The organism is Rhizobium hidalgonense, from assembly GCF_002914525.1.
Taxonomy (GTDB): Bacteria; Pseudomonadota; Alphaproteobacteria; order Rhizobiales; family Rhizobiaceae; genus Rhizobium; species Rhizobium hidalgonense.
In genome coordinates, this window is the sequence record NZ_LODW01000042.1 from 116776 (window position 1) to 130374 (window position 13599).

Consider the following 13599-nt stretch of genomic DNA (forward strand, 5'->3'; position numbering starts at 1 on the left):
GACGACGAAATCCGACGATCTCTCTGATTTCAAAAGACATAGGGGAGGAAAAAGCGTGATCGTCGCTAGCGCGAAAGTGCCGGATGCCGTCGAGGCGTCACCGATCATTCGCCGCTGTCGCAGCTCTCACGGACGGGTGATCCGATAGACCAGGAAATCCGCCGAATCCACAAGCTTGGTTGCGGTCTTGTCCAGATATTTGATGACGCCAGCATGATGCTCGATGAACCGCAGATTCTGATGATCGGTGGCGTTCTTTGTCACGCCGAACAGATCCGCGCCTTGCGCGCGCAGTTCCTCGAACTGCGCGATCGCAGTGGCGTCATCCGCGACGAATGTCGACCAATCGGCGTCGCCTCCGCCGGGCGGGAACACCCAGCCGCGCGTCCTGCTGTAATAGACTGCGACGGGATCGCCGACGTCTGGCGCGGTGGCGACGACGAGATCGCCCGGTTTCGCCAACCGCGCCAGTTCCTCGCCAAGCAGCTTGCCGTTCATGGCGATTGGCTTCTTCATCGTCCTGACAAGGGGAAGGGTCGACCAGGCAAGCGCCACGGCTACGATGCAGACCGCGCGAAGCGCCACAGCCGGCTTAACAATGGCCCTCGATGAAAGCGTTGCCAGGAGAAGCGCGCCGTGGCCCGAGAACATCGCGACCGGCACATGGAAGATGTGGAAGTTCCACACATTGGCGGTGATCTCGCCCGCCGCCGCCAAATAGAGGATCGTGGCCGCTGCCAGCCAGACATACGGAATGGCCGAAAGTCTGCGTCGCTCCGGATCATCGGCAGGTCTGGGTGGTATCCATAAGCCGACCGCCAGCAGCATCAAGAATGGGTAGCCGTAGAACCACCAGACCGACGTGTTCCACGCCGATTTGATGTAGAACCTGTTCTTCACGTATGCCCAGAAGCCGCCATCCCAAATATAGCCGCCGCTGCCGGCGATATGAAACGGCGGATAATTGCGGCCGAGATAAATGGCCCAGCTGTAATAAGCGGCGACGATAGCCAAGCTCACAAGCCCCCATAGGAACACCCGGGTCGCCTGCTTCTGCTTCTTCTCCAGAACCCAGCAAACCATCAAATAGAAGATGACGGCGCCGGCGACGAGGCCTGGCGGCTTTGACAGTGCGCCGAGCGAGACGCTCGCCGTGGCGAGGGGCAAGAGCCAGCCGCTGCCGCCGGCCCAGTATTTGACGAACAGCCAGACGCCGAGAGTCACGAGGGCCAGCATCGCGGGATCTGGAAGAAACGAGCTGTCGATCATGATCGCCGCCGGCATCAGCGCATAGGCAAGCGCCGCCGCATGGGCGTGCATCTCGCTCCAGCATTGTGCCGCCAGCCTATGCAGCGAAAACACGGTCACCAGCCCGAAGAAGGCCGCAACCACGCGGCCGAACCAGTCGTGCCAGCCGAAGAGTTGGTAGAGCAGGGCAGTGAGATAGCTGACGATCTGGAACTCGCGGCCTTGATAGCTTGGCCCTGGCCCGGTCCAACTGACCTCCGGAAAGAAGATGTTCCAGCTGCGCTGATGGAAATTGTCGGCCATCATCGCGGTGCTTATCTCGCGCCAGCTGAAGCCATCGACCAGCGGCAAGGTGATCTTGTGGAACCTGAAGACGATCGCAATGATCAGGATCCCCAGTAGGATCGCCGTGTCGAGGTTCAGATAGTTGCGACGAGCCATGTTCCGGCCGATGGTCTGTTGCGGATATCGCTGATCTTCGGCCTGGTTCAAATCCGGACCGTCTGGCGCGATACGCAGCGGCGTGGAAGGCTGGCGGGGCAGCTTTGTCATGCCGGCAGTTCATCAGCAAAGTCTGAAAAAGCAATTCACCCAGATTGATTAGTGACTCCATCCCTCGTGCAAACGGACGGCTGGCCTGTTCACCGGTGCGGCAAAAGGATCAATAAGAATCATTGCCCCCATCACGCCTTTGCGCTTGAAATGCCGTGATACATTGGACATAGAGCTAACCGCAGAACTCCGGTCGCGGCTTTCTGCCCGTTTCAACCATTAGGACCGATATCATGGCCTTCCTTGCCGATGCTCTTTCCCGTGTGAAGCCTTCAGCCACCATCGCCGTTTCCCAAAAAGCGCGCGAGCTGAAAGCAAAAGGACGCGACGTCATCGGCCTCGGCGCCGGCGAGCCTGATTTCGATACGCCCGAGAATATCAAGAAGGCCGCCATCGACGCGATCAACCGCGGCGAGACGAAGTACACGCCGGTTTCCGGTATTCCTGAGCTGCGCAAGGCGATCGCCGCCAAGTTCAAGCGCGAGAACGGCCTGGAATATTCCTGGGAGCAGACGATCGTCGGCACCGGCGGCAAGCAGATCCTGTTCAACGCCTTCATGGCGACGCTGAATCCCGGCGATGAAGTCGTCGTCCCGGCGCCTTACTGGGTGTCCTATCCGGAAATGGTGGCGCTTTGCGGCGGCACGCCGGTTTTCGTTTCGGCCACGCAGGAGCACAATTTCAAGCTCCAAGCCGCCGATCTCGAAAAGGCGATCACTCCGAAGACCAAGTGGTTCATTTTCAACTCGCCGTCCAACCCGACGGGTGCGGCCTATACGCATGACGAGCTGAAGGCACTGACCGACGTGCTGGTCAAGCATCCGCATGTCTGGGTGCTGACCGACGACATGTACGAGCACCTGACCTATGGCGACTTCAAGTTCGTTACACCGGTTGAAGTCGAGCCCAGCCTCTACGACCGGACGCTGACGATGAACGGCGTCTCCAAGGCTTATGCGATGACCGGCTGGCGTATCGGTTATGCTGCCGGCCCGCTCCAGCTGATCAAGGCCATGGACATGATCCAGGGCCAGCAGACCTCGGGTGCGACCTCGATCGCCCAGTGGGCGGCTGTCGAAGCGCTGAACGGCACCCAGGACTTCATTCCTGCGAACAAGAAGATCTTCGAAGGCCGCCGCGATCTCGTCGTTTCCATGCTGAACCAGGCCAAGGGTATTGTCTGCCCGGTGCCGGAGGGCGCCTTCTACGTCTACCCCTCCTGCAAAGGCCTGATCGGCAAAACGGCTCCGTCGGGCAAGGTCATCGAGACGGACGAAGATTTCGTTTCCGAGCTACTGGAAACAGAAGGCGTCGCCGTCGTTCACGGCTCTGCCTTCGGCCTCGGCCCGAATTTCCGCATTTCCTATGCAACGTCGGAAGATCTGCTTGAGGAAGCCTGCCGCCGCATCCAGCGCTTCTGCGGCGCCTGCAAGTAAGCTGTTTGCCGTCATATCGATCCAAGGCCTGCCGGTGACGGCGGGCCTTTTCTTTGCCCGGCGTTGACGATGTGGCTGCATCCTCCGGCATTGCGACTATAGCTCACATCCCGATTCAAGGCGTTGCCGCATTGAATCTGCTTCGCCTCGCAAGTCGTTGAATTCCGATTCAAATCGTGACAGGGGAGTGCTGGTGGGGCGGGTGATCGGCGGTTGCGGGCGGACGCCAAACCAACTAGATATCCGGCATCAAGTTCAATTTGCCGCTTCGGGGGGCCGGATTTTGCAGCAGAGTGCCGTCATCGTCTGTTCGGATGTCAACATGCTGCCGGCCGCCTGCTGCACCCTGCTGTCCGTCAAGCGCAATTTGGCGAAGGCCGGTGTAGAATACCTCCTTCTAGGCATCGACCTCAAGCCGAACGAGGTCGCCGAGATCGACAATTTTGGGCGGCTTCACGGGATGGCGATCAGGGTACTGCCCTATAGGACGCCGGATGCCGGCCTCCAGGCGCGGGGCCGCTGGTCGGCCGCCACGCTGGCGCGGCTCTACATGGACCGGGATATACCCGACCATATCGAGCGCCTGCTTTACCTTGACGCCGACGTACTGGCGGTTGCATCAGTCGATGAACTCTTCACCCTTGATTTTCAAGGCAGGGCGCTTGCCGCCGTCGATGACTATGTCATGGCCTTTCCCGGGAAATCAGGCGCCCGGCAGCGCAAGATCGGCGTAGGCGAGGGCGGCCGCTACTTCAATGCCGGCGTGCTGCTGTTCGACTGGTCGGCCTGTCGGGCGAAGGGGCTTTTCGCCAGGACCCGCGACATCTTCGAGGAGCGGTCGCATCTGTTCGAGAACAACGACCAGGATGCGCTGAACGTCACTTTCGACGGCGACTGGCTGGTGCTCGATCCGCGCTGGAACACGCAGACGGGGCTGCTGCCTTTCGTCGCCCAGCCGGCAATCTTCCATTTCACCGGCCGGAAAAAACCGTGGCAGGCGACCGTTCCTTGGGTGCACCGGCGGATGGCCAAGCACTATGCCGAGGATCTTCACAATACGCCCTGGGCTTCCTTCTGCAGGCAGCCGTCGATGACGGGCCGGGTGGCGGGCTTCCTCGCGCATTTGGGAAAGCAGATCGGCGGGCTGGCGCGGCTGGCACGGATGCGCGCCTATTTCAGCAACAACTAGTCGCGCGGTCAGAGCGCATCGTCCTTGGAAAGTGCATGTGAGGCGATATGGAAGCAATCCCCAGCGATAACAAGGCTATGACCGGATTTAATTCCCTGACGCCGGACGCGTGGAGGGCACTGCTATCGCGCTATTCCCATATCGTGCTCGTAGCAAACAGCGAGGCGGTCGATCTTGAGCGGCTGCGAAGCGAATTGCCGGAGACGACACTCTACGTCTTCTTCAACAAGGTCTACAAGGTGCTCGACGAGCCATTTATCGGCCATTCGATGCTGGTTGCCCGCAGCGACGTGATGGGCGCCCATATCGTCCACCGGCGCGAGGTGGCGGATGTCCTGCGCTTCTTTGGCGGCGATGATTTCCTCGGCGTCGTCAACATTCGGGTATCCGCGGAGGAAAATCTCAGCGAAAGCGGCCGCTTCGAAGGCGCTCAGGTCCGTCACCTTGATCTAGCGCAAATGCTCGTCGGCCTCTATCCGATCGGTAAGATCGCGACGAGTGGCTTTGCGGTAGCGCTGTGGCTCGCCGATCTGCAACTGCCGGCCAAGATACTGCTTTCCGGCTTCTCCGCAAAACGGAGCGAGAAGTGGAAGGTCTTCGACGTTCACGACTGGACGTTCGAGCAGATCTTCCTGCGTCTCTTTGCGCGCATGGGTTCGATCTCGATGATGGGCGGCGTCGATGCCAGCCCCTATTCGGCGCTCGCCAAACGGTTTCCTGAGGTGCCGCCGATCGAGATCGCGATGACCGCGGCGGAGGTCTTGTCGGAGAGGCTCGACAATACGAACACGCAGATCGACAGACTGATGTCAGTTACCAAATTCATCCGGTCCATCGACAATTTCTTTCGACGGTTCAAACCAAAAACCCGCAAGGAGCGTTTTCTCGAAAAATCGAAGGAATGACTGTCGTAATCCGTTGCTTACAGGTGTGGTGGCCAAGAAAGGCGTTTCCGATACCAATCAATTCATCTCTCTGTACTGGCCTTGGAGGTGGACAATGCAACAACACAACGTCCGAATTTTCGTCGGCTTCGACCCTAAGGAAGTGGTTGCCTACCACGTTCTCGTGCAGAGCATCATCGAGAAGTCGTCAATCCCGGTCGAGTTCTCGCCCATTGCACTTTCCAATCTTGGCGGGATTTTCACCCGCGAACGCAATGCGCTGCAATCGACGGAATTTTCCTTCTCGCGCTTCCTAGCGCCCTATCTCAGCGATTACCGAGGCTGGAGCCTCTTCATGGATTGCGACATGCTGATGCGTGCCGATATCGCCGAGCTTTGGGCATTGCGAGACGACCGTTACGCCATCATGTGCGTCAAACACGATTACCAGCCGAAGATCGACACCAAGTTCCTCGGCCAGACGCAGACCAAGTACGAAAAGAAGAACTGGTCGAGCTTCATCCTCTTCAATAATGACGAATGCCGCGCGCTGACGCCCGACTACGTCAATACGGCGACGGGGCTGCAACTGCATCAGTTCAAGTGGCTGGAGAACGAAGACCTCATCGGCGAATTGCCGGTGACCTGGAATTACCTCGTCAATGAATACGACTACCGCGAAGACGCCAAGAACATCCATTTCACCGATGGCGGACCGTATTTCGAGGAATACAAGAACGACGATTACGCCGAGGAATGGTTCGCAGCCCGCGAACGCCTGCTTTTCGTCCAACCGCGCGCCTAACCAGCCTGTTCTTTGCCATTCTCTGCGGGGACGGGGGCGGTCAAAGCCCGAGCGCCGTCAGCATAACGAAGGTGGCGAAGAGGATGAAATGCGTCATGCCTTCGATGGCGTTGGTCTCGCCGTCGTTGAGGTTGATCGCGGCCGCAATCAAGGTGATTGTTACCATCACCGTCTGCACCGGGGTCATCGCCATGACGAAGGGCTGGCCGGTGAAGAGGGCGATCGCCTCCATGACCGGGACCGTCAGGATTACCGTCGACAGCGAGGCGCCCATGGCGATGTTGACCGTCGCCTGCATGCGATTCCTCAGTGCCGCCCTCAAGGCGGTCAATATCTCGGGGGCGGCTGAAATCGCTGCGACGACGACGGCGGTGACCGCGATCGGCGCACCGCTGTCAAGCAGACCCTCGGTCATGAAGGCGGCCATAAACTCGGCCAGCAGGCCGATGATGACGACGCCGACGAGAATGGTGGCGATCGACAGCGCGGCCGGCTCGTCTGAGCCATGCTTGTCCGGACTTTCTTTCTTCCGTTCGGAGCGCGGGTAGCTGTAGCTGAAGAAATAGCTGTGCTTGCCGACCTGCATGCGCAAGAAAAGGCCATAGAGCGCAATCATCGCGACGATGGTGAAGGCGGAATAATAGTGCCATTTATCATGAGGCACGAATTCCGGCACGATCATCGAGATACCCATGGCGGTGAGGATCATCACGCCGTAGGTCTTGCCCGAATTGTCGTTATAGGGCTGTTCTCCATGCTTGAGGCCGCCGAGCAGTGCGGCGAGACCCAGAATGCCGTTGATATCGAGCATCAACGCCGAATAGATCGTGTCGCGCACCAATGTCGGCGAACTTTCTCCGCTCATCATGATGGCTAGGATGATGACCTCGACGGCGACGGCCGACAGCGTCAGGATCATCGTGCCATAGGGGTCGCCGACCTTGAGGGCGAGCAGTTCGGCGTGATGAGCAACGCGGATCGAGGCGAGAACGATGGTGCCGACCAGGGCGGCGGCGGCGATCAGCGCGATGCCGCGCCCCATCCCGATCACCGCATGTTCCAAGAAATAGGCGGTCGCTGCAACGGCAAGTGCAGCGACCAGAAATTTCTCTTCTCTTAAGCGTGAGGCAATCGCCAAGTTTCAGCTCCTGTCCCGATTCATGCGTTTTATCTAAGCCGCTGATTTCGCATATCAAGGAAGCCGTGATCCGGTGCCATTTGCAGTCTTCGGCGTTTAATGGAATACTGAACACAATCGGGGCCGGAAAGCAGATCGCGGCGCCCTCGAATTCTCGTCACGCGGCCGCGATGATCCGGACCCTGTCCGGAAGCGTGCGAATGCGCAACAAGAAGGATGAGGAGACGGATGCATGATCAAGGTGGTCTATGAAGTCGTGCCGCATGACGGCGGCTGGGCCTACAGGCTGGGAGGCGTCTACTCCGAAGCATTCCCGACCCATGCCGAGGCGCTCGAAGCTGCGCGCATCGTCGCGGCCGAACAGCAGGTCGGCGGCGATTCCGCCGAGATCAGCTGGCAGGACGAAAACGGCAAGTGGCATGAGGAATATGCCGAGGGCGGCGATCGGCCGGAAACCGAGGTGGTGGACGGCCAGTGGAAGGGCCGCGCGGCCGAGGCCACGCAAGGCATTTGATGTTAGCGATCGTCCGCCAATTCCCGCGCGACGATCGCGTCGACGAATTCGCGCTTATGCGCGGTATAGCCGTCGCCGTCCATCCTGAATTCGCCCGCTAGTCTGCGTTTCAGTGCGGCATATTCGGCCGCAGCCTCGGGATGCCCGATGAGATGATCCCGGAAAGCCAGCCTGTTTCGATGCGTGCCATTGCCCGCAGGACAAAGGTAGACCCGCTCCCGCGGCACCAAACCTCTCGATAAAAACGCCCAGACCTCGTCGTCGTAACGATTGCCGCGCGGTTCGTAACCTTCTGCCAGAAGCACATCGGTGGCAGCCTCGATATGCCCGAGGCCGGGAAGAACGATGTCGATATCGATCAGCGGCTTGGCGGTCATCCCTGATATGGAGGTGCTGCCGATGTGATCGATGGAGAGCGCCTGCGGCAGCAAGAGGAGTAGCTTGTCGCGGATGCGCCGGAACGCGTGCGGCCATTGCGGATCGTAGGGCACGAGTTCAACCGGATCGTGGCTCATCATTTTCTTCCGCTGCAGCGCCGCGCATCCGACAGGACAGGTTTCGGATGCTCTCTTGCGCTGAAATTTGCGCATGATTCGCTTCGAAAATCGATTGCGGATTTCGAAGTTAAGCGCTGGTCGAATATCGGTGATAGTCCTGAAGCCCCTTGACCAGTGCGTCGAAGGCGGCGCGGCAGCGCGGCGAGGTCTTCAGGCTCTCATGCATCGCCACCCACGTGCCGAGCGGGATCCTGAACGCGTCGGGCAGAAGATGAACCAGGTCGGGATCCTGCCGCGCCAGCCCTGTCTGGCAGATGCCGATGCCGATGCCGGCGCGGATCGCCGAAAGCTGGGCAAGATTGCTATCGGTTCTATAGGAGAAGTTGATGCCCGGCACTTCATAGCGTTTCGTTACCATGCGGACATAGGCCGTCTGCCGGTCGAAGCCGATGAGCCGGTGGTTTGCGATCTCAGCCAGGGTTTGCGGAATGCCATGTTGTTCGAGATAGCGGCGGTGAGCGTGGAAACCGAGCGGGATATCGCCGATGCGGCGCACGACGAGCGCACCTTGCTTCGGCTCGGCCATGCGCACGGCGATATCGGCCTCGCGGTTCACCAGATCCTCAATCGCATCGGAAGCCGAGAGCTCGATCTGGAGTTCGGGATAGGTCTCCTGCAACGGTCCGAGAATTCCGGGCAGCACTTCGACGGCGATGACCTCGCTGGCGCTGACCCTGACGGTTCCGGCGACGCGCTGGCGCTCACCGGATGCGGTGCGCAAAAGAGCGGCGGTCGTTGCCGCCAGCGTCTCGGCATAGGGCTTCAGCGCCAATGCGGCGTCGGTCGGCAGCAACCCGTTCGGGGATCGGGTGAAGAGTTCGGCGCCGATTGCCATTTCCAGTGCGTCGACATGTCGGCCTATCGTCGGCTGCGTCAACCCCAACTCGCGGGCGGCGGCCGAAAGCGACCCTTGCTGGAGCACGGTCAGGAAACTGCGGTAGAAATCCCAGTTCGGTTCAATGTTCATATATTTTTGTATAGCTGATGCATTTATTTCGTCAATTTTGTTTATTCCGGGCCGGTGGCATAGTCCCTCCAGTCAAGCGAAGGAGATGATTGTCATGAGCAGCGAAATGAAGACGACGGCGCTCGTTCTTGGCGCCACGGGCGGTATCGGCGGCGCAGTTGCCCGCAAGCTCTCGGCGCGTGGCTGGCGCATCCGGGCGCTCAACCGTGATGCGCTCAAGGCGTCGAGGTCCGAGCCGGCATTCGAATGGGTGCAGGGCGATGCGATGAATGCCGGTGACGTGTTGAGGGCGGCTGAAGGCGTCAACTTGATCGTCCACGCCGTCAATCCGCCCGGCTACCGCAATTGGGAAACGCTGGTGCTGCCGATGTTGGACAATAGCATCGCCGCTGCCAGAACCGTCGGCGCGCGCATCGTACTGCCTGGAAACGTCTACAATTTCGGCCCCGATGCCCTGCCGGCGCTGACGGAGGAAAGCCCGCAGCATCCGCTGACGAAGAAGGGGGCGGTCCGCGTCGAGATGGAGAAACGGCTGGAGGCGGGGTCGCAGGCCGGTGTTGGCGCGATCATCCTCAGGGCCGGAGATTTCTTCGGCCCGGGTGCAACGGCCAATAGCTGGTTCTCATCGGGGTTGGTGACGCCGGGCAAGCCGATCGGCACAATCAAGAATCCGGGGCGGCGCGGCATCGGCCATCAATGGACCTATCTGCCCGATATGGCGGAAACCGTTGCCCAGCTTATCGACCGGGCTGAGCGGCTGCCATCCTTTGCCGTCTATCATATGGATGGTTTCTGGGATGCGGATGGCATGCAGATGGCGGAAGCAATCAAGCGCGTTGCCGGCGGTAAGGCGAAGATCGGGCGATTTCCCTGGTGGATCGTGCCGCTCGCCGCGCCTTTCGTTCCGATCATGCGGGAGCTCAAGGAAATGCGCTATCTCTGGAAGGTCCCGCTCAGAATGAGCAACGCCAAGCTTGTGAGCGAACTCGGCAAGGAACCGCAGACGCCGATCGACGAGGCGGTCAGGGCTTCGCTTGTGGCGCTCGGCTGCCTGCCCGAACAGCATCGCGACGCGGCGGTTGCCTTCATCGGTCATTCGCTGCAGAAGGCGCGTTAAGCGGCAAGTTCGGCGAGTGCCATCCGGGCAACCGTCAAGGCCGTCTCGGCCTGCTCGACGTTCGGATCGCCGAGGAACCACGCGGCGGAAAGGCCGGAATAGGCGGCGATCCATTGCAGCAGCTGCCTCGGTTCCAGCCGGGCCTCGGCAGAGACGACGGCGAGTTGGCGGCGGAAGCGGGTGGGGTCGGTAATTGTCGGCAGTTCCTCATTGGCGAAGATGTTTGCGAAGTCGAAACCGCGCTCGCCATGGAGCCGCTTCGGATCTATCGCCAGCCAGCCGCGCTCCTCGAAATCGAGAATGTTGCCGTGGTGGATGTCGCCGTGGAGGACGGAGGGGTCCTGTGGATCGGCAAGGAGCGCATTGGCGACCGCCGAGCAGTCGGCAAGCGTGCCGCCATGTTTTTTGGCTTCTGGTTCCAGATCGCGAAACCAGCGGCTGAGGGGTATGGGATCGGGAAGCGGTTTTTCGCGCGGCGCATGCAGCCGTGCAGCCGTCCGGCAGAGGATGCGGCTTGCCTCATCGTCTTCGCCGTTCATCGCCATGGCAAGCAGCGAGCGTTCTCCCATCGCCCGTTCCAGGAGCACCGCGTCGCCCTCATGGGCGTAGACATGGGCTGCGCCGTCGCCATCCCACCATTGCATCAACAGCGCCCCATATCGTTCGTCGATATCGGCGGCGACTTTCAGCATGGCGGGCTTGTCCTGCCAGAGAACCGGAAGCAGGTGGCTCGAATGGGTGATGATGGGCTCGCCGTCTGATATGAGCGACCAGCGATCGAAATAGGGAGCGAACATTGAGCACAGCCTACAAAGATGCGAGGGAAATGGAAATCCCGCCTTTCGGCGGGATTTCGCGGCTCGCATCCGAAAGGCTCAGGCGACCTTTTCGAGGACGGGATAGTCGAGATAACCCTTGGCGGTGCCGCCATAGAAGGTCGATTGGTCGGGCGTGTTAAGCGGCAGGTTCTTCGCCAGCCGTTCGACGAGATCGGGATTGGCAATGAAGGGTTTGCCGAAGGCGACGAGGTCAGCACGGCCGCTTTCGACAGCGTCGATCGCGAGATCGCGGTCGTAACCGTTATTGACCATCCAGTTGGCTTTGCCGCCGGCCTTTTCATAGGCCTGGCGCAGCGCCCTGTAATCGAAGGAGGGGTTGTCGCCATGGCGGTAGTCACGCTCACCGCCGGTCTGGCCTTCAATCACGTGGAGATAAGCGAGGCCGTATCTGGCCAGTCCCTCGACGACATGGGTAAAGGTCGCCTGCGGATTGGAATCATAGCTTTCACCCGACGGCGTCACCGGTGAGATGCGGATCGCGGTGCGGCCTGCGCCGACCTCCTTAACAATGGCATCGACGACTTCGAAGGTCAGGCGGGTGCGGTTTTCGACCGAGCCGCCATATTGGTCGGTGCGGTCGTTGACGCCATCGCGAATGAACTGATCGAGCAGATAGCCGTTGGCGCCGTGGATTTCGACACCGTCGAAGCCGGCATCAATGGCGGCGCGGGCAGCCTTGCGGTAATCCTCGATAATGCCGGGGATTTCAGCGGTTTCGAGCGCGCGCGGCTCTGAAGTGTCGGCAAAGCTGCCGCTGCCGTCGCCATTGACCAGATAGGTTTTGGCCTTGGCAACCCGGTCGGTCGAGGAGACCGGCTTGCCGCCATCCGGCTGCAGCGTCGTGTGCGAGATGCGGCCGACATGCCACATCTGGACGACGATCCTGCCGCCGGCTGCGTGGACGGCGTCGGTCACGCGCTTCCAGCCGTCGAGAGCCTCTTTGCTGTAGAGGCCGGGCACGTCGGCATAACCCTGGCCCTGATGGGTGATCGCTGTCGCTTCGGTGATGATCAGGCCTGCCGTGGCGCGCTGGCGGTAATATTCGACATTGAGGTCGTTCGGGATCGCGCCCGGCGAACGGTTGCGGGTAAGCGGCGCCATGACGATGCGGTTCTTGACTGCGATGTCGCCGATCTTGGTGGGTTCGAAAAGCTTGGCCATGATGGTCCTTTCTTTGCGGGAGGATCACTCGGCGGGGGCAAGCGCGGCTCGGCCCCTGGCAGAGAGATAGGTGAGCGTTGTCGCGCCAAGGCCGATGAGAGCCATCAGGGCTGCGGCGAGCGGAACGCGGGTGAGATCGAAGCCGGCTTCGATGACCAGGCCGCCCGCCCAGGCGCCGAGTGCATTGCCGGTGTTGAAGGCGCCGATGTTGATTGTTGAAACCAGGTTCGGGGCGTCCTTTCCGAAGCCGACGACGCCGACTTGGAGCGCCGGCACGGCGGCAAAGTTTGCGAGTGCCCAGAGGAAAAGCGTGATTTCCGCCGGGATGAAGAAGCGGCTCGTAAAGCTGAAGGCAATCGAGGTGAGGGCGATCGCGACGAAGACGCCGGCAAGCGTTGCGCCAAGGCGCCAGTCTGCCAGTTTGCCGCCGACGAGATTGCCGATGGTCAGGCCGAGGCCGATCAGGAACAGCGTCCAGGTGACGCCTTCCGGCGAAACGCCGGTGACGTCACGCAAGAGCGGAGCAATATAAGTGAAGAGCGCAAACATCGAAGCGGCGAAGAAGACGGTGGTGGACAGCGCCAGCCACAGGCCGCCGTTTCTGAGTGCCGCGATCTCGCGCAAGATTCTGCCGTTTTCCTGCTGCTTATCCCGGGGCAGGATGGCAATCAGGCCGAGAATGGTCACGACGCCGATGACGGTGACGACGCCAAAGGTGGCGCGCCAGCCATAGGCCTGGCCGATCGCCGTGCCAATCGGCACGCCGAGGACATTGGCCAGTGTCAGGCCGGTGAACATCAGTGCGACGGCCCGGGCCTTGCGGTCTTCGGTGACGAGGCCGGAGGCGACGACCGAACCAATGCCGAAGAAGGCGCCATGACACAGCGCGGTCACGACACGGGCGATCATCAGCACCCAATAGTCGCTCGCCAGAGCGCACAGCAGGTTGCCGGCGATGAAGAAGGCCATCAGCGCAATCAGCGCGGTCCGGCGCTTCAGCTTCGCGGTCGATATGGCCATTAACGGGGCGCCGATCGCGACCGCCAGCGCATAACCGGTCACCAGCCAGCCGGCTTGCGGGATGGTGACCGAGAGGTCGGCGGCGACCTCCGGCAGCAGACCCATGATGACGAATTCCGTTGTGCCTATCGCAAAAGAGCTCAAGGCAAGGACGAGAAGGGCGAGGGGCATT

13 protein-coding genes are annotated in these 13599 nt (G+C 60.7%); 6 read left to right on the plus strand and 7 right to left on the minus strand.

What is annotated here, in order from left to right:
• Positions 1-126 precede the first annotated feature (126 nt).
• The gene (locus ATY29_RS05235) at positions 127-1800 is read right to left on the minus strand and encodes an ArnT family glycosyltransferase (protein ID WP_097535430.1); all 1674 of its coding nucleotides are present in this window, start codon (positions 1798-1800) and stop codon (positions 127-129) included.
• Between the two features lie 233 nt (positions 1801-2033).
• On the opposite strand from ATY29_RS05235, the gene ATY29_RS05240 reads away from it, so the two are divergent.
• The 4 genes from ATY29_RS05240 to ATY29_RS05255 all read left to right on the plus strand — a co-directional run bounded on the left by ATY29_RS05240 (position 2034) and on the right by ATY29_RS05255 (position 6114).
• On the plus strand, positions 2034-3236 hold the full coding sequence (locus ATY29_RS05240; RefSeq protein WP_025416721.1) for a pyridoxal phosphate-dependent aminotransferase: 1203 nt from the start codon (positions 2034-2036) through the stop codon (positions 3234-3236).
• Positions 3237-3519: 283 nt separating this feature from the next.
• Positions 3520-4425: a glycosyltransferase family 8 protein gene (locus ATY29_RS05245; RefSeq protein ID WP_037091469.1), complete on the plus strand. Its 906-nt coding sequence runs from the start codon at positions 3520-3522 to the stop codon at positions 4423-4425.
• Between the two features lie 47 nt (positions 4426-4472).
• On the plus strand, positions 4473-5330 hold the full coding sequence (locus ATY29_RS05250) for a hypothetical protein (RefSeq protein WP_003565444.1): 858 nt from the start codon (positions 4473-4475) through the stop codon (positions 5328-5330).
• 94 nt (positions 5331-5424) lie between these two features.
• The gene (locus tag ATY29_RS05255; RefSeq protein WP_003565442.1) at positions 5425-6114 is read left to right on the plus strand and encodes a glycosyltransferase family protein; all 690 of its coding nucleotides are present in this window, start codon (positions 5425-5427) and stop codon (positions 6112-6114) included.
• A gap of 40 nt (positions 6115-6154) precedes the next feature.
• On the opposite strand, the gene ATY29_RS05260 is transcribed toward ATY29_RS05255, so the two are convergent.
• Positions 6155-7252, minus strand: coding sequence for a calcium:cation antiporter (locus tag ATY29_RS05260; protein ID WP_097535432.1), 1098 nt, complete (start codon positions 7250-7252; stop codon positions 6155-6157).
• A gap of 232 nt (positions 7253-7484) precedes the next feature.
• On the opposite strand from ATY29_RS05260, the gene ATY29_RS05265 reads away from it, so the two are divergent.
• The gene (locus ATY29_RS05265; RefSeq protein ID WP_097535434.1) at positions 7485-7766 is read left to right on the plus strand and encodes a DUF2188 domain-containing protein; all 282 of its coding nucleotides are present in this window, start codon (positions 7485-7487) and stop codon (positions 7764-7766) included.
• Positions 7767-7768: 2 nt separating this feature from the next.
• Here ATY29_RS05265 and ATY29_RS05270 read toward each other — a convergent pair whose 3' ends face one another.
• Both ATY29_RS05270 and ATY29_RS05275 read right to left on the minus strand, forming a co-directional pair.
• Positions 7769-8284 carry a GrpB family protein gene (locus tag ATY29_RS05270; RefSeq protein ID WP_025416718.1) on the minus strand — a complete coding sequence of 172 codons (516 nt, stop codon included), beginning with the start codon at positions 8282-8284 and terminating at the stop codon, positions 7769-7771.
• 106 nt (positions 8285-8390) lie between these two features.
• The gene (locus ATY29_RS05275; RefSeq protein ID WP_097535436.1) at positions 8391-9290 is read right to left on the minus strand and encodes a LysR family transcriptional regulator; all 900 of its coding nucleotides are present in this window, start codon (positions 9288-9290) and stop codon (positions 8391-8393) included.
• Between the two features lie 94 nt (positions 9291-9384).
• Here ATY29_RS05275 and ATY29_RS05280 point away from each other — a divergent pair, with 94 nt between their 5' ends.
• Positions 9385-10407, plus strand: coding sequence for an NAD(P)H-binding protein (locus ATY29_RS05280; protein WP_097535438.1), 1023 nt, complete (start codon positions 9385-9387; stop codon positions 10405-10407).
• Here ATY29_RS05280 and ATY29_RS05285 read toward each other — a convergent pair.
• From ATY29_RS05285 to ATY29_RS05295, 3 genes are all read right to left on the minus strand, one after another.
• Entirely contained in the window at positions 10404-11204 is an 801-nt protein-coding gene (locus ATY29_RS05285; protein WP_097535440.1) for an aminoglycoside phosphotransferase family protein, read from the minus strand. The genes ATY29_RS05280 and ATY29_RS05285 overlap by 4 nt on opposite strands.
• 78 nt (positions 11205-11282) lie before the next feature.
• Positions 11283-12407, minus strand: a complete 1125-nt coding sequence (locus ATY29_RS05290) for an alkene reductase (RefSeq protein ID WP_097535442.1) — start codon at positions 12405-12407, stop codon at positions 11283-11285.
• 24 nt (positions 12408-12431) lie between these two features.
• Complete coding sequence (locus tag ATY29_RS05295; protein WP_097535444.1) at positions 12432-13598, minus strand: MFS transporter; 1167 nt, start codon at positions 13596-13598, stop codon at positions 12432-12434.
• Position 13599: the final 1 nt, after the last annotated feature.